Source organism: Pseudidiomarina homiensis (assembly GCF_003987225.1).
GTDB lineage: Bacteria > Pseudomonadota > Gammaproteobacteria > Enterobacterales > Alteromonadaceae > Pseudidiomarina > Pseudidiomarina homiensis.
This window is the reverse complement of record NZ_PIPX01000002.1, coordinates 227,955-254,508: the sequence shown is the minus strand read 5'-3', so window position 1 is coordinate 254,508 and position 26,554 is coordinate 227,955. Positions and strand designations below refer to the sequence as shown.

Genomic DNA, 26,554 nt, shown 5'->3' with positions numbered 1-26,554 from the left:
AGAGCTAACCTTCCTGCAGTTGACTACGGATCAGTTTTTTGTCGACTTTGCCGACACTGGTCCGTGGAATCTCATCCACCACTTTGATGGTATCTGGAATGGCCCACTTCTCGATGTGGCCTTCATCGACAAACTTCTGCATAAAGTCAGCCACTGCTTGTTGATCAACCTGCGCACCTTCACGCACGGTCACCACCGCATGCGGCCGCTCGCCCCACTCATCATCAGGCAAACCGATCACTGCCGAGAGCTCAATGTCAGGGTGCTGGCTAATCAAGTTCTCAATATCGAGGGACGACACCCACTCGCCACCGGTTTTGATCACATCCTTAATGCGGTCACGGATTTGCAACGTGTAGCTATTATCGATACTGCCAACGTCACCAGTGTGCATCCAACCGTTGGCCCATAGCTCGTCGCTCTTTTCCGGCTCGTGCAAATAGCCTTGCGTGAGCCACGGGGTACGCACCACAACTTCGCCCATCGCCTTACCATCGTGCGGTAAGAACCGGCCGTTATCATCAATAATGCGCATATTCACTAGCGGCACCGGCTTACCTGTTTGCACGCGGGTACGCACTTGTTGCTCCATACTGAAGCTATCGGCATCAAGCGGCATCCACGTGGTGCTCAGCAGTGGACAAGTCTCCGACATACCGTAACCGGTATAGATCTGAATGCCGCGTTCCAGCGCAGCCTTGGCTAGTCCTTCGGTGAGCGCACTGCCGCCAATCAATACCTGCCAGCCACTAAAATCAATGGCTTTCGCTTTTTCACTACTTAAGACCATCTGCAGAATCGTTGGCACACAATGCGAGAAGGTCACTTTTTCGGTCATGTACAGTTTCAGCAGGGTGGCAGGCTCGTAGCGACCAGGATAAACCTGCTTCAAGCCCATCATGGTGGCAACGTACGGCACGCCCCAAGCATGCACATGGAACATCGGCGTGATCGGCATGTACACACTCGACGCCTGCATCAACTGCATGTTGTCGTTCATGCTGGTGGTTGCTGACAGCGCCAAGGTATGCAATACCAATTGCCGATGCGAGAAAAACACGCCTTTCGGATTGCCTGTCGTACCCGTGGTATAGAAGGTCGTCGCAATCGCATTTTCATCAAAGTCGGGAAAATCGAACTCCGTCATAGCGCCTGCTAGCAAGCTTTCGTAGTCGCCCATGACCTCGAGCGGTGCATCAGGGGCTTGGGCTTCGTCGGTGAGTTGGATGTAACCTTTCACTGTCGTTAATTGGTCTTGCACCTTAGCGATCAACGGCAAAAAGTCATCATGCACTAACACCAAGTCATCCTGTGCATGATTCATGGTGTAAACCACTTGCTCGGAAGCCAAACGCACATTGACCGTGTGGAGCACCGCACCAATCATCGGGATGGCAAAGAAACACTCGAGGTAACGCGGCGTATCCCAATCCAGCACAGCAACTGTATCGCCTTCTTTGACGCCCGCTTCGGTCAAGACATTGGCTAAGCGATGCACGCGCTCGATAAATTCGGCATAGCTAAAGCGCTGTCCATTGTTACCGCCAACGATTTCGTTATCGCCGGCATAGCGCTCGGCTGACAGCAAGAGCTGTTTGATCAGAAGCGGATAGTTATAGGCTTCGTCCGCTGGAGAAATCAGTTTTACCGCCATAGAAAATACCCTCGTTGTTCGTTGTTCGCGTTTGGTAGCCCGTGGTTCTACCACGGGTCACTCCTGACGTTTCGACCATGCCCGTTCAATTCAAATCCCCCCGTGGTAGAACCACGGGCTACAGAACGTCGGCTTTTACCATTTCCTGGTGACTTCGTAGATGTCGGTGCGTCTGTCTTTTAAGTTAGTGACCGACCCCTCGTGATGTAAATACCGCAATTCATCTAAGTTTAGATCAGAGAAAATCAATTGCTCGGTGTTCGGTGTCGTCTCCGCCAAGATCGCATCGTACGGGAAGGCGAAGTCCGATGGTGAGAACACTGCTGACTGTGCATACTGCACATCGAGGCTTTCGACCTGAGGTAAATTACCGACACTACCGCAAGTGACCACATAGCATTCATTTTCAACCGCCCGCGCTTGCGCACAGTGGCGCACACGCAAATAGGCATTACGCGTATCGGTCCAGAACGGCACGAAAAGAATTTCGAGGCCTTCGGCGGCCATGAGTCGGCCTAACTCAGGGAACTCAACGTCGTAACAAATCAAAATACCGATCTTGCCAGCATCGGTGTCGAACACTTGCACGTGATTCCCACCTTCGATCACCCAATCGCGCTTCTCGTGCGGTGTTACGTGGATCTTGCGCTGCTCTTCGATGGTGCCGTCGCGGCGACACAAGTACGAGACGTTGTAGATCACGTCGTCTTCATCAAGAGGCATCGAACCGGTAATGATGTTGACGTTATAACTGACTGCCATTTGCGACATTTCACGTTTGAAGCGTTCGGTGTAACCCGCCAAGAAGCGAATCGCATCTTTTTGCTGGCTTTGATCGGTAAGGCCCATCAATGGCGCATTAAAAAACTCCGGGAATACCGCAAAGTCACTTTGGTAGCTCGACATGGCATCAACAAAGTACTCCACTTGCTTGAGCATTTCTTCCACTGAGTCAATTTCACGCATCTGCCACTGCACAGCGCCAATGCGCACGTTACGAATACGGCTGCCGAGAATATTGTCGGACGGCTCGTACAAAAAGTTGTTCCACTCGAGCAAGGTCGCAAAACCTACCGAGCGTTTGTCTTCCGGTAAATATTTACCGAGTAAGCGCTTCACAGTGAAATCGTTGGCTAACTGGAAAGTGAGAATAGGATCATAAATCTCACGGCGGTGTACGCCTTCAATGTATTGCCCAGGTGTCAATTCGTCGGCGTATTTGTGGAAGTTCACTATACGACCACCAGCTAGAATCGCTTTCAGGTTGAGCTGACGGCAAAGTTCTTTACGCGCGTCGTACAAACGGCGCCCTAAGCGGAAACCACGGTAATCAGGATGGATCAGTACATCGAGGCCGTAAAGTGCGTCGCCTTTGCGATCATTAAGAATGTTTTCGCGGGCGTCCATCAAGTCGTCGTACGTGTGCGGATTGCTGAAGCGCGCGTACTTTACTTGCACGGTCAATGCGACACCGACGAGTTGGCCATTGTCTTCTAAACAGATTTGCCCTTCAGGAAATTCTTTCACCAGTTTCAGGATGGTATGCTCACCCCAAGCGCCACCAATATCAGGGTAGACTTTATCCATTAACGCTTTGAGTTGTGGGTAATCCTCTTTGCGTAAATTGCGCAACTGCAAGTGCAGATCATCAGGGCTCATTCGACATCCTTCATATTCCTTAGTACAACATGTAACTTAGTATGACGAAGTCGCGGTAATTGGCAACAGCTAATCGGCTTTGGCTCTTGCACCCGAAGTTAAGGATGTATACACTTCTGGACGTCCAAATAAAATTATAAAGGTACGCTAACTTATGACTGAAGCTGCTAGCGCTCGTGCGCTGCTCCCACTGGGGCTCTTTCTTGCACTTTTTCTAGGTGCCGGTATTTACTTTCAAGCTACCGGCGTCGATATGGCGTTTTACCAACTGGCAAGCCCGGTGGCCATTCTCCCAGCAATCATTTTAGGCGTACTGCTCAGCAAGCAGGCCTTTGAAGAGCGTATCAACACCTTCGTTGCCGGTGTCGGTGATCGCAACATTGTCACCATGTGTATGATCTATCTGCTCGCAGGCGCGTTTTCCACCGTCGCTGCCGCTACGGGTGGGGTCGACGCCATGGTTGCCTTGGGGTTACACGTGATTCCCGCCAGCTTCTTACTACCGGGCTTATTCATTATCGCCGCCGTCGTATCGACCGCTATGGGCACCTCGATGGGCACCCTAGGTGCTTTGGCGCCAGTGGCCTTAGGTCTTGGCCAAGCGTCAGGCATCGACCTGCCACTATTAGCAGGGGTTTTGGTGAGCGGGGCCATGTTTGGTGACAACTTGTCCATCATTTCTGATACGACGATTGCAGCCACGCGCACGCAGGGCTGTAATATGAGTGACAAGTTTAAAGCCAACCTGAAAATAGCAATTCCAGCTGCGGTCATTACGATTTTGTGGTTGATCAGCTACGATACGGGCGCCACTCCACCGCAAATTCCGGAAGCGAATTTGTGGTTGAGCCTACCTTACTTCTTCATCATTGTGCTGGCCGTCATGGGACTCAACGTTTTTGCGGTGCTGACGCTTGGTATTATTCTAGCCGCCGCCTTTGGCATGGTGACCGTGGACTATCAATGGGTGGCGTTCAGTCAAGACATCTACAAGGGCTTCGCCAGCATGCAAGAAATTTTCTTGCTCAGCTTGCTAATTGGTGGCCTGTCGGCGCTGATCCGTCAACAAGGTGGTTTGAAGTTTCTGGCGACAACGGTCGGTAATATCACCAAGCGCTTATTCAAGCATCCGCAGCAACGCGCCGCATTCGGCGTGGCTGGCCTGACTGGCCTCACCAACTTCGCGGTAGCCAATAATACGGTGACGATTTTGCTCTCTGGTGAAGTCAGTAAACGTCTTGCCGAAGAAGGTAATCTAGCGCCACGACAAAGCGCGAGTTTGTTGGATATTTTTGCGTGTGTGGTGCAAGGTGCCTTGCCGTACGGTGCGCAAGCACTCTTCATGGGCGCTAGCTTTGGGCTAACGCCAATTCAAGTGAGTGTGAATACTGGCTACTGCTTCATTCTTGGCGCTGTGGCGCTAGCAATGATTATCTGGCGTAAGCCGTTAGAAGGGCGTGAAAAGCTTGAGCCGAGCACCACTTAATTGGTGCTCGGTAACTCCATGACGCCGTCAATTTCGATTTGCGCGCCCTTCGGTAGAGCTTTCACGCCGATAGCGGCGCGCGCAGGATACGGCGTGCGGAAAAATTCAGCCATCACTTCATTCACAATGGCGAATTGGCCTAGATCAGTTAGGTATATTTGTACTTTCACCATATCTTGCAATTCACCGCCGGCGGCTTCACACACGGCTGACAGGTTCTTAAACACCTGCACAGCTTGTGCTCGAAAATCTTCGCTGACGAATTCCATTGTTTCAGGCACAAACGGAATTTGCCCCGACAGGTAAACGGTTGTGCCAATTTTCACAGCTTGTGAATAGGTACCAATCGCCGCTGGTGCCTTGTCGGTATTAATAATGACTTTTGACATGTTATTTCCTTAAACGCGCGACGCGTTGTACATCTGGCATCTTGCGAATATGACGAATCACATCAGCAAGTTGCTTCCGATCATGAACGGTTAATGCCACATCAATGTAGTAGATATTGGCATCGACTTCTTCGGTCTTCAGGCCGTGAATGTTGCAGCCGGTGGCCGCAATATTTGACGTCAGCTTCGCCAACGCCCCTTGGTGGTTCACCACCTCGACCCGTACTTCAGTAATAAATTCTGCTTCAGGCTTGTTGTCCCACTGTACCGGGAAGTAACGGCCTGGCTCGTCTTCATGGCCACGCACGTTCTTGCACTCGCGACGATGGATAACCAATCCTTTACCTGGGCTAACGTGGGCAATAATGTCATCGCCTGGAATCGGTCGACAACATTTAGCGAAGCTCACCAACAACCCTTCGGCGCCTTTGATGGAGAGTCCGCGGCCATTGCTCGGCTGTTCGTCTCTAAGCTGCTGCATTTCGCCCAACAGACGTTTCGCAATCGCAACCGACATCATATTGCCGAGACCAATTTCCCGCAGCAATTGAGATTTCGACTCGACTTTGACTTCTTCGCAGACACGCTCGAACTCTGCGCCCGAAATATCATTATAATTCACTGGCCCCAGTGCGGCGCGCAACAAACGCTCACCAAGCTGTTCCGCCTCGCGGGTTTCTTGGCCTTTCAAATACTGCCGGATTTTCGCACGAGCCTTACCGGTCACCGCAAAGTTCAGCCAAGCAATATTCGGGCGTGAACCTGGCGCTGTTTTAATTTCAACGGTTTGGCCAGTCTCAAGCGGCTTACTCAACGAATACACTTTATGATTCACTCGCGCACCGATGCAGGTGTTACCAATATCGGTATGCACCGCATAGGCAAAGTCGACTGGCGTTGCACCTTGTGGGAGCTCAATGATGCGGCCCTCGGGGGTAAACACATAAATTTCTTCTGGGAACAGTTCAGATTTCACGTTCTCAATAAATTCAAATGCATTACCAGTGCTTTGCTGCAGTTCGAGCAAACTTTGCATCCAACGGCGGGCCCGCACCTGCGCGGTCGTACCCGAGCTCTCTTCGGTTTTATAGAGCCAATGCGCGGCAACCCCGCGATCTGCCATCAAGTTCATTTCTTCGGTGCGGATCTGAATCTCAACAGGAATACCGTGTGGCCCCTTCAAGGACGTATGCAATGACTGGTAACCGTTCGACTTCGGAATCGCAATGTAATCTTTAAAACGCGTTTCGATCGGTTTATAGAGGTTATGCAGTGCACCCAGCACGCGATAGCAGGTGTCAACTTCGTCAACAATCACCCGAAAAGCGTAGATGTCCATGACCTGTTCAAAATGCAGTTCTTTACTCAGCATTTTTTTGTAAATGCTGTACAAATGCTTTTCACGGCCTAGCACGCGAGCGCTAATGCCATGTTCATGCAAGCGTGCTTCGACTTCTTTCTGCACCCGTTCAACCAACTCACGGCGATTGCCGCGCGCTTGCTTTACTTGTGACTCAAGCAGTTTGGCGCGCCAAGGATACAAAGCAAAGAAGCCTAGATGCTCGAGCTCGTTCTTAATATCGTGAATACCAAGACGGTGCGCGAGTGGCGCATAAATCTCGAGGGTTTCGCGAGCAATACGGCGGCGTTTATCGGGGCGCAAATGACCAATAGTGCGCATGTTGTGCGTGCGGTCGGCAAGCTTAATCAGAATAACCCGAATATCGTGGACCATCGCCATAATCATTTTGCGATAGTTTTCGGTTTGTAATTCTTCCTTCGAATCAAAGGTAAGCTTATCGAGTTTCGACACGCCTTCCACCAACTCAGCGACCGTGGAGCCAAACTGCTCGGCCAGGTCTTCTTGGGTGAATTCGGTGTCTTCGATCACATCATGCAACAGCGCTGCCATGATGGTCTCATGGTCAAGGCGCATGTCAGCAAGGATGCCGGCTACGGCAACAGGATGGGTAATATAAGGTTCGCCGCTACGGCGTTTTTGCGTTTTGTGCGCTTCTGCGGCCAGTTTAAAGGCCGCAGCGGCACGCTGCACCTGATCAGGTGGCAGATACTCGGCTAATTGCTGCCGGAGACCTTCAAATAAATACACCCGCGTTACTCAAGACCACGGATCGCATCTACAGCAGCAAGTTCATCAGCGTCTTGCTGAGCCATTTCGGTGCGTTCTTCAACGTCCAAACGTTCGGCGTCGATCAAACCACCTTCGATTTCACGCAAAGCAACAACGGTTGCTTTCTCGTTATTCTTCCACGGAACCAAAGCATCTTTGCCTTGGGTGGCCAACTGACGGGCACGGCGTGAGGCGACTAATACCAAGTCAAATCGATTGCCAATACGATCAACAGCTTCTTCTACAGTTACGCGCGCCATAGTTACTCCAACTTAATAAAATAGATTGCAATTGCAAAATGGGTCACGAATTATACGGATTTACCCAGCATTCGCCAAGAGATCTTTGAGTTTAGCCGCATGTCGTGATTGCTGCAACGCCATTCTCTGGCGTCGCGCCAGTACAATATGTTCAAAATTTGCCAAGCTTTCATCGAAATTATCATTCACCAGCAAATAATCGAACTCGTGGTAATGGGACATTTCGGCTTGCGCCTTGGCCATGCGCCCAGCAATGACTTCGTCGCTATCTTGCCCACGGCTGCGTAGTCTCTGTTCCAATGTTTCAAGACTCGGCGGCACAATAAAAATAGATTGTGCTGGTGGGTAGGCTTCACGTACTTGCCGGGCACCCTGCCAATCGATATCCAGAAAAACATCGATGCCTTGCTTTAAGGTCTCTTCAATCACCAGCCGTGACGTGCCATAGTAGTTGTCGAAGACTTTCGCCCATTCATAAAAAGCGTTTTCTTCGATCTTGCGCTGAAAGGTTTCGACATCAAGAAAGTGATAGTGCACACCGTTCACTTCACCGGGCCGCGGCGCCCGCGTCGTACACGAAACCGAGACTTGCATGCTGCCATCATTGTGGCGCTCAAGCAAAGCACGGATTAAACTGGATTTACCTGCACCACTTGGTGCAGCAACAATAAATAAATTTCCGTCAGCGGTGGATGTCGTCATGGCTTCTAAAAATCACTTGCGAATGACGGCAAAGCATAGCATGTTGCTGGTAAGCGTGCGACATCTTAACTACAAGGAACCCCGACATGAGTACTGGTTGGATTATTATCATTATCGCGATTGTGTTGTTTGTGTATCTCATCAGCATTTACAACAAACTTGTCCGTTTAAAGAACCAATTTGAGAATGCTTTTGCACAAATCGAAGTACAACTAAAACGTCGTTATGACCTTATTCCAAATCTGGTTGAGACTGCGAAAGCCTACTTGAAGCACGAAAGTGAAACCCTCGAAGCGGTAACGCAAGCGCGTAATCAAGCGGCAGCAGCACTGCCCAAAGCGGCACAAGATCCACGCAATGCCAACGCCATGCATGAATTAGGCGGCGCCGAAAGTGCATTAGGCAGCGCCTTAGGTCGTTTGAACGTGGTGATGGAAGCGTACCCTGAGCTGAAAGCCAACGAGAACATGATGCAAGTGTCGGAAGAGTTGACCAGCACGGAAAACCGCGTTGCTTTTGCCCGCCAAGCATTTAACGATGCGGTGATGAGCTACAACACTTACCGTCAGTCATTCCCGCCGGTCGCTTTTGCCAGCTTCTTTGGTCACGGTAAAGACGCCAGCTTGCTCGAGTTTGCGGATAGTGCCGAGATTCAAGCCGCACCTAAAGTTAACTTTTAAGTCGTATTAGAATGGTTAATTTCTTTGAACATCAACAGCAGGCTCGGCGCAATACCGGTCTGCTGGTACTTTTATTCTTTCTCGCCTTCGGCCTAATCATTGCCGCGGTAACTTTGGTGGTAGCGTTTATCGCCGGAGCCGTACAAACCGATGGTAACGGGGGCTATCAACTCAGTATTCAGCCATTTCTGTGGGTCAGCTTAGCGGTCGGTGGAGGCATTTTGTTGGTCATGTTGATCAAATGGCTACAACTAAAAGCCGGCGGTAAAGTGATTGCCGAATATCTGGGCGGTGAACTGGTCTCGCCAGACACACAAGATGCCGTTGAGCGTCGTGTGCTCAATGTGGTCGAAGAAATGGCAATTGCCGCGAATATGCCGGTTCCTGCAGTGTATATTCTGCCACATGAGAGCAATATTAATGCCTTTGCCGCTGGGTATGACACGCGCGATGCGGTCATCGGGCTCACCCGCGGCTCCGTCGAAACTTTCTCACGCGAGCAATTACAAGGCGTAGTCGCCCACGAATTTAGCCATATTCTTAACGGTGACATGCGCCTAAATATTCGCTTAATCGCCGCACTTGCTGGGATTCTTGCGGTTGCTCACCTAGGGCGAATTCTGTTGTATTCCGGTGGCCGCAGTCGTGGTCGCAATAACAAAAATGCCTTACCGCTGGTTGGTATTGGCCTATTGATTGTCGGTGGCATCGGCGTGCTGTTTGGCAACCTGATCAAAGCGGCCGTGAGTCGCCAACGCGAGTTCCTTGCCGACGCCGCAGCAGTGCAGTTCACGCGTAACCCAGGAGGGTTATCGGGCGCATTAAAGCAAATCGGTGCGCGCCAACATGGTAGCCGACTGGTCAGTAAGAATGCCGATGAAGCAGCGCATTTATTTTTTGGCGAAGCGCTCAAACATTGGTTCGGTATGATGGCCACTCACCCGCCGCTCGAAAAACGCATTAAGCGCATCGAGCCGCACTGGAACGGACGTTTCCCTGAACCACGTAAAGCGCGCAGCCGCTCTGAGCAAGAGCATGTTGCGGCACAGCCGAAGCCATCAGCGCTGAATAAATTAGCCTTATTAGCGCTACCCGCAATGCTCCTTGAGCAGGCGCATAGCCCCCAACAGGCACCGAAGCTTGTACATGATTTAGTACTTAGCGAACTGCTCGGTGAACCCAACGAAGCCCTGAAAGGGTTAAATCCAGCACAACAACTTGCCTTGGTAGAGCTCGCCGTGCCGGCTTTACGGCAAGCGTCGGAAGCACAGCGCTTGAACCTGCTGAAGGACCTGCAAGAGATGGCGCAAAGCCAAGATTTGTTTCACTGGGGCCTGTATCAGCTGCTTGCCAGACAGCTGTTACCCAAAGGCAAATTCAAAGACACCCTCGACAACCAAAAGGCGTTGGACGTGACTGTTACCGCTCTCGAGCGTGCTGATGCTGGCCAAGATGTTGACCGTGTAGCGTTAGGTAAGGCGCTCAATACGTGTCGTGGTTGGGCGCCGAAAGCCAAAGAAACACTCATTCAGAAATGGCTGGAAACCGTACGCAAAGACAACGTCGTGTCCCCAGCGGAGCGCCAGTTAGTGGCTATTTTGTGTGCCTGTATCGAAGTGCCTATCCCGGACGAAATGCTGCAATAGACGCTTAGTGCGCCGCTAACCACGCACTAATATGTTGATGTAGCTCGTTGTCAATAATACCCACCGTAATGTGATGGCGCCCCGGCGCCATCACCAGCTTGCGCTTTGCCGATTCTAACGGCAAGTAACGCTCATAGGGTGCAACGGTATCCATGTCACTGGCGATCATCAACGTAGGCACGTCAAGTTGCGGCAATAGCTGCTGTAAGTCAGTTTCGGCAAGTTCGATATCCTGACGCTGCATTGCGCCAATCACACCTTCGCGAATGGATTCGGTGGGCATCAACTTACTCATGCGCGGGAACCACAGTTCGAGCATGGCATTCGTCGCTTCATCCATAGGAGCCATCGGGGCAAACAAAATCAAACCATCGACATCATCACGTTGCTTCGCCACCTGCGCAGCAGCCACTGTGCCCATAGAAAGCCCAGCTAGATACAAAGGTCCCGGCGTTTCGCGTTGCGGTAGGCTATCGAGCAGTGCCGAGATCATGTCGGCGTCACGCACGCCAAAGCCCATTTGATCTGTCGTTGACTCGCCATGACCCAACAGATCTGGCGCAATCACATGGTAGCCGAGAAACATGAAATAGCCTGCGTTGGTGGCCATGGTTGACTTATCACCGCCATAGCCGTGTAACAACACCACCGTACCACGCTGTGGCGAGACTTCCTCACGCTTTAAACTCAGTTGGTACTCTTCAATGCGATCTCCGACATCGAAGGCGAAATCAAAATCAAATTTTTCATACTTATCTTGCCCGTCTTGGGCCAGCAAATGATAGGGCTTTCCGTACAAATAGCCCGTGCAGCCACCGAGAAAAGGCAGGCAAAATTCACGTGAATCGAGTTGCAAGATACGTAGCGATGCTTCGGTATCACCCTCTAACGTAAACGCCGTGGGTCGCATCGACAGGCGCTCTTCGACCACTGCGGCGCAACTCATGAGTAGGGTGCTCACCAGAGCAAGCACCACCAATTGTAAACCTCTTTGCATATTTCTATCTCAGGCCGACTTCAAAGAGGCTCACTATACCTAATCTAAATTTTTGCAGCTACTTTCTAAGCCGTCTTTACTAAAGCCTGTTCAAGATCGGCAATGATGTCATCCGGATGCTCGATGCCCACACACAACCGAATTGCTTCTGGCTTCACACCCACCTGCAATTGCTCTTCAGGAGTTAACTGACGGTGCGTTGTCGAGGCAGGATGACAAGCCAAAGATTTAGCATCACCAATATTTACCAAGCGTTTGAACAACTTAAGCTTGTCGTAGAACTGTACGCCAGCGTCGTACCCCCCTTTTAAACCAAAAGTTAGTAAAGAAGCGGGTAACCCTCCACGAATGTACTTTTGCGCCAACGCATAATCACGATGGTCCTCCAGACCCGCATAATTGACCCAAGCCACGTCTGGATGATGCTGCAAGAAGTGCAATACCCGTTCAGTGTTCTGACAATGGCGTTCAATGCGCAGCTCTAAGGTTTCCAGCCCTTGTAAAATTAAGAAGGCATTAAACGGCGACAACGCCGCACCAGTGTTACGCAAGGCCACCGTGCGCACTCGAGCAATAAAAGCAGCCGCTTCAAACGCTTCGTTGTACACCACGCCGTGATACGCGGGTTCGGGTTCATGAAACTGCGGGAATTTGGCTTTGTGCTTCACCCAATCGAAACGTCCACCGTCCACAATCAAGCCACCAATTGTGGTGCCGTGTCCGCCAATGTATTTGGTCAACGAATGCACGACAATATGGGCACCCCATTCCAAAGGTTTACACAGCGACGGTGAGGCCACTGTATTATCGACCACCAAGGGTACGCCGTTCTGGTCCGCCAACGCCCCATAGGCCTCCAAGTCCGCAATGTTGCCTGCTGGATTACCAATGGTTTCGCAGTAGATGGCCTTGGTATTATCGTCAATACATGCGGCTAGGTCTTCGGTCGCATCCGATTTGGCAAAGCGCACTTCGATGCCAAATGAAGGCAGCATGTGCGCAAATAGCGTATAGGTGCCGCCGTAAAGTTGCGGTGTGGTGACAATGTTATCGCCTTGGCGCGCCAGCGTGATCAGCGTGTACTGGATTGCGGCCATGCCAGAAGCGACGGCCAACCCTGCCACACCGCCTTCTAACGCAGCAACACGCTGCTCCAAAACATCATTGGTAGGGTTCATGATGCGCGAGTAAATATTACCCGGCACCGTAAGATCAAACAGATCAGCCCCGTGCTGGGCATCGTCAAAGGCAAATGCCGCGGTTTGGTAAATCGGTGTCGCTACCGCCTTGGTTGTCGGATCGGTTTCATAACCATGATGAATAGCTAGGGTTGCGGCTCGGTAATGTTCAGACATAAGGCACTCACTTACTAAGATTTAATAGATGTTTATACGTTTAGACGTCTATACTATAGAAGTGAGTTCATCGTGCAAGCCTTTTTTACTTACTTTCTTAACTGGCCGATAAGCTGCAAAACATCGCTGTGTACGCCCGCCGCAGTGACTTCCGGTCCCGCACCAGGACCTTGGATAACCAGCGGGTTCACATCGTACTGCTGACTTCGCACGGTGAAGTTGGCGTTTCCCGCCGGTAAACGTGCGTAGCTTGACTCGGCCGCAATGGGTACCAGCTCGGTACCGGCACGCACCCCCCCGTCAGCAGTGCGTTCAATGTAGCCGAGATAGACCCACTGCTCAGCATTCGCGTCTTGCGTCGCGCGCCAGTCGTCAAAAGCCTTATCAAACGCAGTAAGATCAGCTAAAAACTCAGCTGTACTGCACTCTTGCAGCAACTGGGGGACTAAATTGTGAATCGCCACATCACACAGTTGCAGCGACCAACCGGCTTCTCGAGCAAGAATGACAAGCTTACGTGCGACATCCATACCGCCCAAATCGGTGCGCGGGTCTGGCTCAGTGAGCCCAAGATCACGCGCCTTAAGCAACCATTGTGAGAGCGCATCACCACTTCGATAGTTTTGGAAAATCCATGATAACGACCCAGACAGATTGCCCTCCACGCGTAAGATCCCATCGCCGCAGCGACAGCGCTCAGCTATTGCGCTTAAGATGGGTAAGCCCGCCCCCACTGTGGTGTTGTAGAGCCACATTCGTTGATACTGTTGCTGCACGCGTTGTAATTCTTGATAGCTGTCGACGCCACTCGAACCAGCATATTTATTAGCTGAAATCACGTGTGCACCAGCCTTAAACCAATCCACGTAAGCCCGACTGATTGATTTTGCAGCGGTTAAATCGAGGAGCACTGTCTGCTGGCCACGCTTTTGACTCGCCTGAATCCAACTTAAGATCCTATTTTTGTCACTCTGTTCCGCTTGTTCAGCAAATACCTGGCGCCAGCGCGAAACATCTATTCCGCGTGGCATCACCAGTGCTTGCGAGCTACGAAATAGCGCTGTCACCCGCGTTTGTGAGGCAAGCGACAGTTGCGAGGCAAAGTGATCGAGCCAATAACCCCCGATAGTGCCGCAGCCGACAACACCTAATGCGATTTCCGCTTGACTCATGCATCCTCCAAGAATTGTTTTAGTTGTGGTCCGTAACTGGCGGTGTCGAGGATGAAACCATCATGGCCATGCAGCGTTGCTACACGCATGTGCGTGTGACAGTTCGGTAGCCGCGAAACAAGTTCATCCATCACGTGTTCCGGAGCAAGATAATCATCCGCAAAGCTGACCACAAAGGTCGGTATCTGCAAGTTTTCCGGCGCGATCTTGAATTGATCGAGTGCGGGTCCAAAAGTCTTGAATAACTGCACTGCTCGCATAGGGTTAGACGCCACTAGGGTAGCCGCTCGCTCATGCATATAAATAACCGCCTGAGAAGGGTCGGGAAAGCGCTCATCGAGTCCTCGAGCACCGCGGTAACTGAGCATTGCTAGTGCGCGTGCCAACTGTACTCCACGCAGTTCATTGCCAGCGGCAATGGCTTGCGCAATAAAATCGCGTTGCAAACTGCGGATCATCACCGCTTGTGCCGTTGGCCGATGCGCGGCACCCAACACCACTAAGCGTTGGCAATCGAGTTGAGAACTTCGGGCCAGTTCCATTGCCACACAGCCGCCGAAAGAACCACCAATCACCGCATGCAATTGACGGATGCCGAGCTGTAACAGTGCTTGAGTGATGAGTTGTGCGTGCTCACTTACTTCACCAGGGACCTGTTGGCACTCGCTGTCGCCCATGCCGCCACAGTAATCCACCGCAACTAACCGGTAACGCTGTAGCCCTGCGTGCTCGACCAAGCCTTGCCACCAGCCGCGGTCATGCTGGAGCGCATCCGCCTGATAAATTTTTCGGCCACCTGAAATACCACCCAGCACCAGTACAACAGGCGCGTCGGCGCGGCCAAAACTGCGCAGTGCTAATTTACCTTGCGGTAAGTCAATGAAGTGATCTTGAAAGGAAAAAGACATAATAACGGGGTTGGCTCAGTTCACATGGCAATACAGCGAATGTACTGAGCCAAACCGCACTTGTCAATATAGACGGCTATACTTCCAAATTAAAATTCATTCAACAATAAACGTAGCTTCATAAGCTTGATGCGCGTGTGCTCATCCCATGGCTTACTATGCGCCATCCGCTTCTCTACCCATTTTTCAAACGAACGGCGCGGTGAGACCGGCACATATTGATCACGGGATTCCATAGGCTTGTCTGGACGACCGCCCCAAGCAACTTCGTACATGTGCGCCTCACGCACCGCGAAAAAAGCCACCTCGTGCTTCGGTGCTGGTGCATTCAGCAGCACCGCAACACCTGCCGCAGCAGTTAAGTCTATCGCCGCAACGTCGTGTTGTAGGTCATCAGAAATAAATGCCAGTTCACCTTGTTGCCGCATATGGGCAAGCAGCGCCTGAATGGTGTCGGGTTCTAACGTGACTCCGGCGGTAAGCTGTTGATGCTCAGTGCGGAGTACCACGCCATCACAGTCAAACTCTTCCAGCAACCATTGGGACACATCGTCCCAATAGTTTTCTGCATGCTCCCCGCTGAGTAAGCGATTATGGAAGTGATTAAACTTCGCTTGCAGATGATCATGTAGGCGAATGCGTTGTTCGGTGCGGTATTCGCGCAGTGCGAAGTTATAATTTTCGACAAGCTCACTAACGTGCCGCAAAACACCGTAATCAAGTGCTTTTGGCTCATCATGGTGCAATGAAATCAGCGCCAGTAAATCATCAGACCCTTTGATCGGCCACGACACCGAGGCGCTCACTCCCATGTTGCGTAAATAATGCAAGTGTACCGGGGAGACACTGCGAAGTTCTGCTTGCGAGAGATCTGGAACGTCGTCTTGTTGTACACCCACGACCGCGACCGACTCCACATTGGCATCGTAAATAGCCCGCCATTCCGAGGTAAAATACAAGCGCCGCGCGATTTGGGGAATGTCGCTTGCTGGAAAGCGCAGCTGTAAGTACGAACCGTCAATATCAGCGCGCTTCGCTTCAGCCAGAACCTCACCGTCACCCGTTGGCAGAAACTCGTAATACATCACTCGCGAGGCTTCGGTAACTTTGCGAATGTAGTCGACCAGTTGTTTTTGGTAATCGGCTAATGCCTCCTCCGTAGCAATATTGTGCGGGAACATGCCTACAGCGGAGCGCAGACGCTCGTTGCGCCGAGTCGGCATTAACTCGATGAGCATCTGCCCATTTGTACCTTCGGTTAAAAGCACATCCAGTGTGCCCTGAGGTCCATCAAGTTCAGCATGAAAATAACGGCGTTTTTGATTCAACTGCGCTAATAGCCCAGTCATCTCAGGGGGCGCCGACTTGCCGAGAAAGTCGCCGACTTGGCCGCGCCACAGCTCCCCAATATTTTGTGATACATGGGTCACTGTCTGCTGATGATCAACAACTATTAAGGCACCGTAGGGCTGAATCGCACCACTTAAATGCAGCTTTTCATTTTCGCATTGGGTAATAAATTCACTGGTTGTTGTTGCCATCGTCGGCTTCCTTTTCTGCCTTCAGTAGCTCTTCGAACGCCGGCAGGCTCAGCGGTTTCGAAAAATAGTAACCTTGCGCGTAGTCACAGCCTTCTTGCGTCAGCCAGCGCACTTGTGCTTCGCTTTCTACACCTTCGGCGACCGTTTTGATCTTAAGCGCTTTCGCCATCGCCAAAATGGCCCGCGAGATGGCTTCGTCATTGACTTCAGTAACAACGCCATCGACAAAGGTTTTGTCAATCTTAAGTTCCGCCAACGGCAAGCGTTTTAAGTAACTTAATGACGAGTAGCCGGTGCCGAAATCGTCAATACTCAGCTGAATACCTGCATTTCGAAGCCGCTCAATATTGCCAAGCTCAGTGTTTTGCTGCGTCACTAACGTTCGCTCGGTGAGTTCCAGTTGCAGCATCAACGAATCTAACTTGTATTGCTCGAGTAAATGCAAGATTAAGTCAACGTAGCTCTCGTGCTGAAAGCTCTTCGGTGAAGCATTTAACGCCATGATTGGAAAGCCGAGACCACGTTCACGCCACTTGGCCATTTGCTGCACTAGTTCACGAGCTACATAACTGTCTACCTCGACAATTAAGTTGGTAAGCTCGGCGGCAGGAATAAAGTCGGCGGGGCTGATGTCACCATGTTCTTCATGGTGCCAACGTACTAATGCCTCAGCGCCGATAACGCGAGGCGGGTCCGTCAATGTGTATTTCGGTTGAAATGCAATCGTCAGCTCTTTGTTCTGCAACGCTTGCCGCAAATCATTCTCAAGCCGTGTTTGCTTGAGCATTTGCGATTGCAGTTCTTCTTTAAACAGTTCATAACGACCACGGCCATTTTCTTTGGCTCGATACATCGCAGTGTCGGCGGCTTTTAATAGCTCGGCAATAGTAGTGCCATCATCGGGGTAGATGGCGATGCCGATACTACCGCCAACATAATGGCGTTGCCGTTGTATGATGAACGGTTTGTCGAGTACTGCCAGCACTTCCCGCGCAACCCGTTCCAGTGCCGCCATGGTCGAATCTACAATGATAATAGTAAATTCATCACCACCAAGGCGCGCCACAGTGTCCATCTCGCGCGCCACGCTTTTCAAGCGCTCAGCAGCTTGTATCAACAGTTCATCGCCGGCGTCATGCCCTAAAGTATCGTTAAGCTGCTTAAAGTTATCTAAGTCAATAAACAGCACGCCAACTTCGGTTCTGCGGCGCCGGGCAACCTCGAGCGCATGTTCCAAACGGTCATGGAACAAGGTTCGGTTGGGCAAGCCGGTCAAACTATCATGGGTGGCAAGGTATTCCACCTTCCGCTGTGATTCTTTCAGGTTTGAGATATCGGCAAATACCGCCACGTAGGCCGCATCGTTGGCGTCGTGTGACTTGATTTGATTGATCGTTAACCAAATCGATAACTGCTCAACTTTTTTCGAACTCAACAAGGTTTCGCCCTGCCATAAACCGTCTTTTTGCAAGGTTTGTTGAATCGTTTTCGGGTCACGCCCGCGTTCTTGATCGGTTGTAAGGAAGTTCCAAAATGGAAAATTGAGCGCTTGTTCTTCAGTCAATTCGGTAAGCCGCAAAAAGGCCGAATTGACTGTTTGAATGACACCTTGCCCATTCAAGACAACGATAGCTTCACCAGCCTGCTCATAAACCCTAGCCGCGATCTGCAGTTGCTGCTCAGCATTTTTGCGCAAGGTGATGTCTTCTGCTTCGGTCAACAACGCATAAGGTTTCCCTTTAGGGTCAACGAGCGCCTGATGGACCATCCGAAAAATACGCCGACCGCCATTATCCTGCACTAACGTATGCTCCGCAGTAACGGCCTGTTTATCGCGCAGCGCACGTAAATCATGCTCCCAAATGCTACTGGCAAACTCTTCTGGGAATAGCTCAAAGTCGGTCTTCTCTTGCGCTGCTTCGTTCGTTACCGCAAACACCTCTGAAAACTGTGGATTCACCAGTGAATAATGGCCAGTCAAATCTTTCATCGCCAGACTCAAGGTGGTGTGACTAATGATTTGATCCAATTGCTGTTGCGATGCTCTGAGTTGCTCGTGCGCCGCAGCGATGTCGCTAACATCGATAAACGTCAACAACAGCGTTTCGACCTCATGGGCTTGGTTTAAGCCTGGTGCCACCGTCACCTGCATGACCTCATCACGATGGCGACACCATTGTTGTTGCACATCACCTGATTCTTGCGCTTCACTAAACAGCTGTAACACCACATCGCGAACAGTGGCTGGAAACTTCAGTTGCGCCAACTCTCGCTGCGACATATTTTGGCGCAAAGCAAACTGCCGTTGCGCAGCAGCATTAAAACGCTGCAACCGCGCATCGTTGCTAAACACCAGAATAGGGAATTCCAAGGCGTCGTAGACATGCGTGTACTCTTCGTTCAAACGCGCCAATTCATGCGTGCGGGTATTAAGCTCTTGATTCAGGCTAATCAGTTCTTCGTTACTGGCTTGCAGCTCTTCGTTGGCAGCCTCAAGTTCTTCATTGGTCGCCTGCAACTCTTCATTTGAAGCTTGGGTTTCTTCATTGAGCGACTGCATTTCTTCGTTTGAGGCAGATAACTCTTCTAACATCGCCTGCAGATGCTCCTTGGTCGCTACTAATTCTTCTTGCAACCAAACATTATCGTCTTCGGCCGAATCACTTGTCGGCTTGGTACGAACCGCCATATGAAGCGGTCGGAAGACGACCGCTGGGACAGTTTGCCCAGCACTGTTCATAGGCAGTACTATGACTTGCCAATGTTCGTCGTCGACGCTATGCGGCCGTCCCTCTAACAATTGCGGCTGACGCTGAAAGCGATGCAAAAGCGAAATGAGCTCCGAGCGGAATTGCTGGGCGACCATATCCGTTGCGAGTGCGTTGTTATCGCCGGCAACCACATTAAAGAACTGGCTGACCTGCCCCCAACTGCGGCGAATACGATGTTTACTTGTTAGTTCGACGATAACCCAATCAAGCCCTTCGGTGAGGCTTTGCAAAACATCACGGGCGGGGTTTTCTTTCGCTTTTTGCTTGCGCGTCAGCGCCGATTCGACCGAATTAAACGAGCGGTCGACATTCGCACTCGCCTTCATAAATAAACGTTCGGTGCGCTCGACGGATTGAAATAAATCCTCAGCAGCACTAATACTTTCTGACCGTCCTAAAAATAAATAACCAGAAGGGTTAAGCGCAAAGTGAAAACGCTTAAGTACGCGCTTTTGCAGTTCGGTATCAAAGTAAATGAGAACGTTACGGCAGGTAATAAAATCGACGCGCATGAACGGCGGATCAGATACTAAATTATGCTTCGCAAACACCACCATGTCGCGTAACTGCTTGTTGACCTCATAATCTTCGCCATCGTAATCGAAGTATTTCTCACGCAGGTGCTGCTGAACCTCAGCTAAAGCGCCTTCGCTATAGCGGCCACGGCGAGCTACTTGCAAAGCTTGCTCATCCAAGTCAGTAGCAAAAATCTGAATGCGGGTATCGCGCTCTAATTCTTCTTGCAATTCCGCAACCAAAATCGCCACTGAGTAGGCTTCTTCGCCGGTGGCACAACCCGCCACCCAAATACGCCATTCGCGCAGATCTTCATGGCTTTCATAATAAGACTTAAGCGCTGCAGCGAATTTTTTGAACGCATTTAAATCGCGGAAAAACGCTGTCACCGAGATCAATAAATCACGCGCCAACATCGAAATTTCTTCTTGATGTGACCCCAAGTAGTCGACATACGCCATTATCGAATCACAATCGGTGGCGACCATCCGGCGCTTCACCCGACGCAACAACGTACCTTGCTTATAGCCTTCAAAGTCATGGCCATAGCTCTCTTTGACCAAGCGCATTAACGTATGTAAGCGATCACTTTCGGCTGCATCGGTGGTTCGAGACAATTCCGTAAACTCAACTAACCGCTGACCAATTTCCGTTGCCGGCAGGACAAAATCAGCAGCGTCTGCGAGGATTGCCGAACGTGGCATACCATCATACTTTGCCGTCGCTGGCTCTTGCACCAACGTTAAGCCACCGCTGGCTTGAATCGCCCGTAAACCACTGGTGCCGTCAGAGCCTGTACCCGACAAAACCACGCCAACAGCATTTTCTTTAAAGGCATCGGCGATAGAGGAAAAAAATTGGTTTACCGAAGGTTTAGGAGAAATTTCAGGGCGTGCGGTGGTAAGAACGACTTTACCGTTTTCATAAACCGCGTTGAAATTAGGCGGTACAATATAAATGCCACCAGCTTTAAGCTGCGTGGTCTTTGACAACTCTTTAACATCCCGCTTTGCCTCACGAGACAAAATCTCAGCCATCATACTTTTATGATGAGGGGATAGGTGTTGCAGTATCACAAGTGCTGCAGGTAGCTTGTCGGGCAGGTGTTGTAATAGCTGAGAGACGGCTTCCAAGCCCCCAGCCGAAGCACCTATTCCAATCACATTGAGCGCAGAGCCATTCGATTTAGGCATACATTTCCTTGTGATAACCCCATTTATTAATGATAATAAAACATAAGTTTACGAAAAGCAGCTAAAAAGGCGGTCACCATGCCATCATTTGATATAGTTTCCGAAATCGATCGTATCGAACTCAAAAACGCTGTCGATAATGCCAACCGAGAACTTGACTCGCGCTTTGATTTTCGCGGTGTTGAAGCTCGTATTGAGCTCAAAGAGTTTACCGTCACATTGCTTTCTGAATCCGACTTTCAAGTGCAACAACTGTACGATATTTTTTCGAATCACTGCGCCAAACGGAACCTTAGTATGGCCGGTACCGAATCACCACAAGATCTCACCCACAGCGGAAAAACCTACAGTACCACAGTCACGTTTAAACAAGGCATTGATCAACCCTTAGCCAAACAAATAGTTAAGCTGATAAAAGACAGTAAACTAAAAGTTCAGGCTTCAATTCAAGGCGACAAAGTTCGGGTGTCAGGTAAAAAGCGCGATGATCTACAGCAGACCATGGCACTTTTACGCGAGTCCGATATCGAACTGCCTCTACAATACGAAAATTTTCGCGACTAAAGATTAACTTGGTACTACAAAACGTTTAAAAGGGCCCCGATAATCAGCCATAATGCCGCTAACGCCGATAAGCCCAGCATTAGTCGTGTTCCTAGTGACGCGCCGCCATGGTCATGATCACCATGGTCATGCTGTTGGTGGCGCCAATGCAAGAAGATCAGTGCGCCCGTTACGAGTAATCCCACCACATTTAAATAGAACCCATAATTTAATTTGAAGTGGTCACGCTCAGCAATGTCTTGCACACTGCTAGCGTCAGGCAGACTATCAAACGCTGCGAGACCGTAGTGCATAAGCAGAGATGCTACCACTAGACAGGTAAACAACATCGCCGCAATATACAATGCCATTTTCCAGCCATAATACTGTGCGTTGATGCGTAATACCGGCAACACCACAAGGTCGGAAAAGATAAACGCCATCACGCCAGCGAAAGCGACACCTTCGCCAAACAACACCGCAGCCAGTGGAATATTTCCCATTGAGCCGATGAAGGTAAAAAATGCCGCAATGGGCCCGACAACAGTCTGCTGAAGCACCTGCCAGAAGCTTAAGTCGGCACCGCTAGCTCCAGCCCCTTGGAATAACCAGGTAAAAAATTCTGAAGGTACAAAAGCGGAAATGAGTCCGGCCACGGTGAAGCCAATCAGAATGTCCTTCCACACCATTTGCCATTCCATGACATAGCGGTTAGCGACCATCTGCCACAACTCTGGATCCGTTACGTCCGCCCAATGACGCAGGTCGTAACCGCTTTCGTCGGCCGCACCTTGCTCATTATCACGCGCCTCTTTGATGAGCTGCTGCGGCCGCGTTAGCTTCACAAACAGCCACGCCAACACGATCAGCAAAAAGCCTCCAAGGTACTCACCAAGCACAAACTGCCAACTCAAGAAAACCGCAATAACAAAGCCGAGTTCAATCACCAGATTGGTGGATGCCAGCATAAACGCCATCGATGCGGTGAACGCCGCACCTTTATTGAATAAAGCTCGGGTGGTCGCAAGCGCAGCGAAGCTACAAGAACTCGAGATAAAACCAAAAAAGGTGCCCAAGGCTATCGATTTGGCACCGTCATCACCCATTACCGCACGCATTTGTCGGCGTGTTACGAGTACTTGAATAATACTGCTGATAAAATAGCCGAGAATAAAAGCCCACAACGCCATCCAAAAGAAACCTAAGCTGGTGGTTGCCGCCGCTTGCCAGTTACCGATAAAGTCAGTCATGAAGCTCGTCCTCGATTGGTTGATGCTATCTCATTGTTCTTATTCAATATTGGTATCTCGCCTTAAACATAGCATACTATAGCTAGGGTATTGAGCCCGCCCCCCCCCCCGTGAGCGGGACAACGAGCGGGACAATGAGCGAAACAACCAGCGGAAAAAGGAAAAGCTATGACTGAGCATTGGCAAGCACGAAGATCCGGACCTTCACCCCAACGTCCTGGCGATCGTCGCACCCCCTGGCAACGTGACCGTGCTCGCGTCCTGCACTCCGCAGCTTTCCGCCGCTTGCAGTCAAAGACGCAAATCATGAATGTCGGCGAAAATGACTTTTACCGCACACGTCTTACGCATTCGCTCGAAGCCGCACAAATTGGCACGTCGCTGATTAATCAATTGCATCACGTCGGCAACGAAGACGAGCGCACGCTGTTGCCCGATCTCAATTTAATGGAAACCCTCTGTCTGGCGCACGACATTGGCCACCCGCCATTTGGGCACGGCGGCGAAACAGCACTTAACTTTAAAATGTTGGCTTCAGGCGGATTCGAGGGTAACGGCCAAACGTTTCGCATCGTCGGAAAACTCGAGGCTTATCATGCAGAGCATGGTATGGACCTTACCCGCCGCGCCTTACTTGGCTTACTCAAATATCCGGTGCTCATGCCCGAACTGGAAGCTCCAGCTACCCTCGACAATCCTGGTAGTCTGGCCCAATGGCGACCAGCAAAAGCTTTATTTGCCTGCGATGCGGACTTGCTCGATTGGGTACTTGAACCTCTGAACGACGCCGATCGTGAACGCTTCCAAGCCGTTGAACAGCTCGATAAATCGCCGTGGCAACGCTCCTTACACAAGAGCTTTGATGCGTCATTGATGGAACTTGCAGATGACATTGCTTATGGGGTACATGATCTAGAAGATGCCGTGGTCACCGGCACACTCTCAGAAGCCCAATGGCACGCGCACCTTGATCACGTCGTCAATACACTCGACGATGAACTTGGCTCGCTCATGGGTAAACTCGGTACGCAACTGTTTTCTAAGGAACACAGTGTACGCAAAGATGCGATTGGCGCCTTGGTCAATATTTTTGTGACGGCGGTTCGCGTCGAGCACGTGCTTCCCGCAGCGCAGGAACCACTCATCCGCTTTAATGCAGTGTTACCCGAAGCACAACGTTTTCTGCTAGATAGCCTTAAAGCGGTGATTTTCGAACATGTGATCAATCAACCTTCAATTCAGCAATTACGCTATCGCAGTCAGACCATGCTGCTTAATTTGTTCAGTGCATTTCACAATGAGCCGTTGCGTCTGCTCCCGCACAACACACGAGCGCGCTGGCAAACGGCCTACGACAGCCAAGGCCAAGCGAGTGCTGACCGTATTTTGTGCGACTACATTGCCGGAATGACAGATGATTATGCCGAACGCATGTACAGGAACCTTTTTGTGATCTGAGTCATTGCAAATGCGAATAGTTTGCATTTATAATCAACCCCGCTTTTCAAATCATGAATTTTGGGGGAAACATGCGTTATTCATTTCTGGCCGGCGCTATTGCCGTCGCCCTTACCAGCAACACTACTTATGCTGCCGAAGTCGCTGAGACCGAAGCTGATGCTGCTGAGGTTATTCAGATTATCGGCGATAAAAAAGCTGCGCGCACAGTCGCCGGATCTAGTGCCGTCGTCGCACCAGAGCAAATGGAAGTTGAAGTTCACACCGACATTAACCAACTACTCAAAACCGTACCAGGTGTGTACATCCGTGAAGAAGACGGTCAAGGGCTACGACCTAACATCGGTATTCGGGCAGCCGCTGGCGGCCGTTCCAGCAAAGTAACACTGCTTGAAGATGGCGTCATGATCGCTCCGGCACCCTATTCAAATCCTGCAGCTTATTACTTCCCTGAAGCCTATCGTATGCACACCATTGAGGTACTTAAAGGCGCTCCTTTGCTGCGTTATGGACCGCAAACCACAGGTGGCGTGGTAAACCTAGTCACGACGCCGATCCCACAGCAGCGACAAGGGCAAGTGACGTTACGCCTAGGCGAAAATAACAGCCGTGATATTCATGCTTATTACGGCGGTACTGAAGGCGCTTGGGGCTGGCTCATCGATACCGTGCAACGCGACAGCGACGGTTTTAAAGACATCGACCGCAGCAACCGTGATGCCGGCCATGATATTGAAGACTATTTGGTGAAGCTGCGTTGGTCCGGCGTTAACCAAAGTTTGACGGCGAAAGCACAGTACTCCGAGCAAGTTTCCAACGAAACCTATGCGGGCTTAACTGATGCCGACTTCAACCGTAACCCTAACCGACGTTACGGCTTGACCGCTATTGATCAAATGGACAACCAACATAGCGGCTTAAGTTTGACTTATGAAGCAGACTTAGCCGACAACCTTAACTTGGCGGTTGTCGGTTACCGCAATGAATACAAGCGTGACTGGTTCAAAGGCAGCCCAAGCTCACTGATCGCAGCCGCTAATGCGGGTGACGACCAGGCACAAGCTGTGCTTGACGGTGAGCTCGACTATCAAGGTTTAAGCTACAAACACAACAATCGTGCCTATGAATCTTATGGCGTTGAAGCACGCCTCAAGCTCAATTTGCATACGCACGAAATTGAGTTGGGCTTACGCGACCATAGCGACCGCATGGATCGTTTCCAACCCGTTGAAGTATACGATCAAGTGAACGGCAGTTTAGTGTATCAAGAGACCATTCAGCCAACCGGCGGCGATAACCGTTTAGAAGGTGCCGATGCAATGGCGTTCTGGCTCGCTGATGTGTGGCAAGCCACCGCGAACTTAAAAGTGCAAGCAACCTTGCGCTATGAAGACGTGGACACGTTCCGCCACCAATTCGCTACGGTTGATCGCTCAACCACGCCTAGCTCGCGCAGCAGTAACGCACAAGAGTGGTTGCCAGGCGTATCGTTCACCTATGATCTAAATGACAATGTGCAAGTGTTGGCTGGTGTGCATCGCGGCTTCGCACCACTTGGCGGCGGTGCAACTGCAACTGATGAACCGGAAACCAGCACTAACTATGAGTTCGGTGCGCGCTATCAAGCACAAGACCTGTTCGCCGAAGCTATCTTCTTCCGTAGCGACTTCAACAATCAAGCGGAAAGCTGTTCGGTTGCAAGCCCATGTAGTAATGGCGCAACGTCCGGTAGTTACGTCACTGGCGAAGCATTAGTACAAGGTTTAGAAGTACAGCTCGGCAACGAATGGCAACTTAGCGGGGCCCGTATGCCAGTCAGCTTTAGTTACACTTACACCAGCGCTGAAATTAGCGAAGATAATGCTCTTACTGGCGTCCAAGACGGCGATACGTTAGCCGATATTCCCGAGCAAATCTTCAGTGCGCAAGTAGGCTTACTGATGGAAAATGGTTGGGACAATCACGCCGTGGTGAAATACATGGATGAGACTTGTGTCAGCGTTGGCTGTCAGCGCAGTGACAGTCCATTTGCCACCACCGAGTCACTACTTACAGTGGATTGGATTAGTCGTTACCCGCTAAATCCGCAGACGACGGTATTCTTGAAAGTTGAGAATATTTTCGACGAGCAAGTCATTATTTCACGTTTGCCATACGGTGCACGGCCGAACAAGCCACAAACCGTATCGGTAGGTTTTGACTATCGGTTTTAAGTTCTGACTTGAACTAAGAGAGGGTCGCCG

Annotated in this window: 19 protein-coding genes; 6 read left to right on the top strand and 13 right to left on the bottom strand. The window is 50.8% G+C overall.

Annotated features, from left to right (window positions below):
- Positions 1-4 precede the first annotated feature (4 nt).
- Both CWI70_RS10265 and CWI70_RS10260 read right to left on the bottom strand, forming a co-directional pair.
- A complete protein-coding gene (locus CWI70_RS10265) occupies positions 5-1,654 on the bottom strand; it encodes a fatty acid--CoA ligase (protein WP_126773416.1) in 1,650 nt (549 codons plus the stop codon).
- Positions 1,655-1,789: 135 nt separating this feature from the next.
- Complete coding sequence (locus tag CWI70_RS10260; RefSeq protein ID WP_126773414.1) at positions 1,790-3,313, bottom strand: bifunctional GNAT family N-acetyltransferase/carbon-nitrogen hydrolase family protein; 1,524 nt, start codon at positions 3,311-3,313, stop codon at positions 1,790-1,792.
- Between the two features lie 154 nt (positions 3,314-3,467).
- Here CWI70_RS10260 and CWI70_RS10255 point away from each other — a divergent pair, with 154 nt between their 5' ends.
- A complete protein-coding gene (locus tag CWI70_RS10255; RefSeq protein WP_126773412.1) occupies positions 3,468-4,799 on the top strand; it encodes a Na+/H+ antiporter NhaC family protein in 1,332 nt (443 codons plus the stop codon).
- On the opposite strand, the gene CWI70_RS10250 is transcribed toward CWI70_RS10255, so the two are convergent.
- From CWI70_RS10250 to gmk, 4 genes are read right to left on the bottom strand one after another with little or no spacing between them, the layout of a single operon-like run.
- On the bottom strand, positions 4,796-5,188 hold the full coding sequence (locus CWI70_RS10250; RefSeq protein WP_126773410.1) for a RidA family protein: 393 nt from the start codon (positions 5,186-5,188) through the stop codon (positions 4,796-4,798). The two genes, CWI70_RS10255 and CWI70_RS10250, sit on opposite strands and share 4 nt — an antisense overlap.
- Before the next feature lies 1 nt (position 5,189).
- A complete protein-coding gene (gene spoT / locus CWI70_RS10245; protein ID WP_126773408.1) occupies positions 5,190-7,298 on the bottom strand; it encodes a bifunctional GTP diphosphokinase/guanosine-3',5'-bis pyrophosphate 3'-pyrophosphohydrolase in 2,109 nt (702 codons plus the stop codon).
- 5 nt (positions 7,299-7,303) lie between these two features.
- Positions 7,304-7,579 (bottom strand): DNA-directed RNA polymerase subunit omega, encoded by a 276-nt coding sequence (gene rpoZ / locus CWI70_RS10240; protein ID WP_126773406.1) that lies wholly within the window; start codon positions 7,577-7,579, stop codon positions 7,304-7,306.
- Positions 7,580-7,639: 60 nt separating this feature from the next.
- Complete coding sequence (gene gmk, locus CWI70_RS10235) at positions 7,640-8,281, bottom strand: guanylate kinase (RefSeq protein WP_126773404.1); 642 nt, start codon at positions 8,279-8,281, stop codon at positions 7,640-7,642.
- Positions 8,282-8,367: 86 nt separating this feature from the next.
- Between gmk and CWI70_RS10230 the strand changes: the two genes are divergently transcribed.
- Both CWI70_RS10230 and CWI70_RS10225 read left to right on the top strand, forming a co-directional pair.
- Entirely contained in the window at positions 8,368-8,961 is a 594-nt protein-coding gene (locus tag CWI70_RS10230) for a LemA family protein (protein ID WP_126773402.1), read from the top strand.
- A gap of 11 nt (positions 8,962-8,972) precedes the next feature.
- Positions 8,973-10,607 carry a M48 family metallopeptidase gene (locus CWI70_RS10225; RefSeq protein ID WP_126773400.1) on the top strand — a complete coding sequence of 545 codons (1,635 nt, stop codon included), beginning with the start codon at positions 8,973-8,975 and terminating at the stop codon, positions 10,605-10,607.
- A 4-nt stretch (positions 10,608-10,611) separates the two neighbouring features.
- Here the strand turns inward: CWI70_RS10225 and CWI70_RS10220 are convergent, their stop codons facing one another.
- The 6 genes from CWI70_RS10220 to CWI70_RS10195 form a co-directional block, all read right to left on the bottom strand.
- Positions 10,612-11,604 carry an alpha/beta hydrolase gene (locus CWI70_RS10220; protein ID WP_126773398.1) on the bottom strand — a complete coding sequence of 331 codons (993 nt, stop codon included), beginning with the start codon at positions 11,602-11,604 and terminating at the stop codon, positions 10,612-10,614.
- 65 nt (positions 11,605-11,669) lie between these two features.
- Positions 11,670-12,959, bottom strand: coding sequence for an O-acetylhomoserine aminocarboxypropyltransferase/cysteine synthase family protein (locus CWI70_RS10215; protein ID WP_126773396.1), 1,290 nt, complete (start codon positions 12,957-12,959; stop codon positions 11,670-11,672).
- 89 nt (positions 12,960-13,048) lie between these two features.
- The gene (locus CWI70_RS10210) at positions 13,049-14,131 is read right to left on the bottom strand and encodes a homoserine dehydrogenase family protein (RefSeq protein ID WP_126773394.1); all 1,083 of its coding nucleotides are present in this window, start codon (positions 14,129-14,131) and stop codon (positions 13,049-13,051) included.
- Positions 14,128-15,039 (bottom strand): alpha/beta fold hydrolase, encoded by a 912-nt coding sequence (locus CWI70_RS10205; RefSeq protein WP_126773392.1) that lies wholly within the window; start codon positions 15,037-15,039, stop codon positions 14,128-14,130. Before CWI70_RS10205 ends, CWI70_RS10210 begins: the two co-directional genes overlap by 4 nt.
- Positions 15,040-15,128: 89 nt before the next feature.
- Positions 15,129-16,580, bottom strand: coding sequence for a GAF domain-containing protein (locus tag CWI70_RS10200; RefSeq protein ID WP_126773390.1), 1,452 nt, complete (start codon positions 16,578-16,580; stop codon positions 15,129-15,131).
- On the bottom strand, positions 16,561-21,060 hold the full coding sequence (locus tag CWI70_RS10195; RefSeq protein ID WP_126773389.1) for an EAL domain-containing protein: 4,500 nt from the start codon (positions 21,058-21,060) through the stop codon (positions 16,561-16,563). Before CWI70_RS10195 ends, CWI70_RS10200 begins: the two co-directional genes overlap by 20 nt.
- A 78-nt stretch (positions 21,061-21,138) precedes the next feature.
- Between CWI70_RS10195 and CWI70_RS10190 the strand changes: the two genes are divergently transcribed.
- Positions 21,139-21,624 (top strand): YajQ family cyclic di-GMP-binding protein, encoded by a 486-nt coding sequence (locus tag CWI70_RS10190; RefSeq protein ID WP_126773387.1) that lies wholly within the window; start codon positions 21,139-21,141, stop codon positions 21,622-21,624.
- 14 nt (positions 21,625-21,638) lie between these two features.
- Here CWI70_RS10190 and CWI70_RS10185 read toward each other — a convergent pair whose 3' ends face one another.
- On the bottom strand, positions 21,639-22,853 hold the full coding sequence (locus CWI70_RS10185) for a permease (RefSeq protein ID WP_126773385.1): 1,215 nt from the start codon (positions 22,851-22,853) through the stop codon (positions 21,639-21,641).
- 168 nt (positions 22,854-23,021) lie between these two features.
- On the opposite strand from CWI70_RS10185, the gene CWI70_RS10180 reads away from it, so the two are divergent.
- Positions 23,022-24,311, top strand: a complete 1,290-nt coding sequence (locus CWI70_RS10180) for an anti-phage deoxyguanosine triphosphatase (RefSeq protein WP_126773384.1) — start codon at positions 23,022-23,024, stop codon at positions 24,309-24,311.
- Between the two features lie 71 nt (positions 24,312-24,382).
- Positions 24,383-26,524 carry a TonB-dependent receptor family protein gene (locus CWI70_RS10175; RefSeq protein ID WP_126773382.1) on the top strand — a complete coding sequence of 714 codons (2,142 nt, stop codon included), beginning with the start codon at positions 24,383-24,385 and terminating at the stop codon, positions 26,522-26,524.
- Positions 26,525-26,554: the final 30 nt, after the last annotated feature.

Coding starts and splice junctions, on each gene's coding strand:
- CWI70_RS10225 (WP_126773400.1), top strand. CDS start 8,973: ATGGTTAATTTCTTTGAACATCAACAGCAGGCTCGGCGCAATACCGGT.
- CWI70_RS10195 (WP_126773389.1), bottom strand. CDS start 21,060: ATGCCTAAATCGAATGGCTCTGCGCTCAATGTGATTGGAATAGGTGCT.
- CWI70_RS10205 (WP_126773392.1), bottom strand. CDS start 15,039: ATGTCTTTTTCCTTTCAAGATCACTTCATTGACTTACCGCAAGGTAAA.
- CWI70_RS10215 (WP_126773396.1), bottom strand. CDS start 12,959: ATGTCTGAACATTACCGAGCCGCAACCCTAGCTATTCATCATGGTTAT.
- CWI70_RS10230 (WP_126773402.1), top strand. CDS start 8,368: ATGAGTACTGGTTGGATTATTATCATTATCGCGATTGTGTTGTTTGTG.
- CWI70_RS10220 (WP_126773398.1), bottom strand. CDS start 11,604: ATGCAAAGAGGTTTACAATTGGTGGTGCTTGCTCTGGTGAGCACCCTA.
- CWI70_RS10260 (WP_126773414.1), bottom strand. CDS start 3,313: ATGAGCCCTGATGATCTGCACTTGCAGTTGCGCAATTTACGCAAAGAG.
- CWI70_RS10265 (WP_126773416.1), bottom strand. CDS start 1,654: ATGGCGGTAAAACTGATTTCTCCAGCGGACGAAGCCTATAACTATCCG.
- CWI70_RS10185 (WP_126773385.1), bottom strand. CDS start 22,853: ATGACTGACTTTATCGGTAACTGGCAAGCGGCGGCAACCACCAGCTTA.
- CWI70_RS10250 (WP_126773410.1), bottom strand. CDS start 5,188: ATGTCAAAAGTCATTATTAATACCGACAAGGCACCAGCGGCGATTGGT.
- CWI70_RS10180 (WP_126773384.1), top strand. CDS start 23,022: ATGACTGAGCATTGGCAAGCACGAAGATCCGGACCTTCACCCCAACGT.
- gmk (WP_126773404.1), bottom strand. CDS start 8,281: ATGACGACATCCACCGCTGACGGAAATTTATTTATTGTTGCTGCACCA.
- CWI70_RS10200 (WP_126773390.1), bottom strand. CDS start 16,580: ATGGCAACAACAACCAGTGAATTTATTACCCAATGCGAAAATGAAAAG.
- rpoZ (WP_126773406.1), bottom strand. CDS start 7,579: ATGGCGCGCGTAACTGTAGAAGAAGCTGTTGATCGTATTGGCAATCGA.
- CWI70_RS10210 (WP_126773394.1), bottom strand. CDS start 14,131: ATGAGTCAAGCGGAAATCGCATTAGGTGTTGTCGGCTGCGGCACTATC.
- CWI70_RS10190 (WP_126773387.1), top strand. CDS start 21,139: ATGCCATCATTTGATATAGTTTCCGAAATCGATCGTATCGAACTCAAA.
- CWI70_RS10175 (WP_126773382.1), top strand. CDS start 24,383: ATGCGTTATTCATTTCTGGCCGGCGCTATTGCCGTCGCCCTTACCAGC.
- CWI70_RS10255 (WP_126773412.1), top strand. CDS start 3,468: ATGACTGAAGCTGCTAGCGCTCGTGCGCTGCTCCCACTGGGGCTCTTT.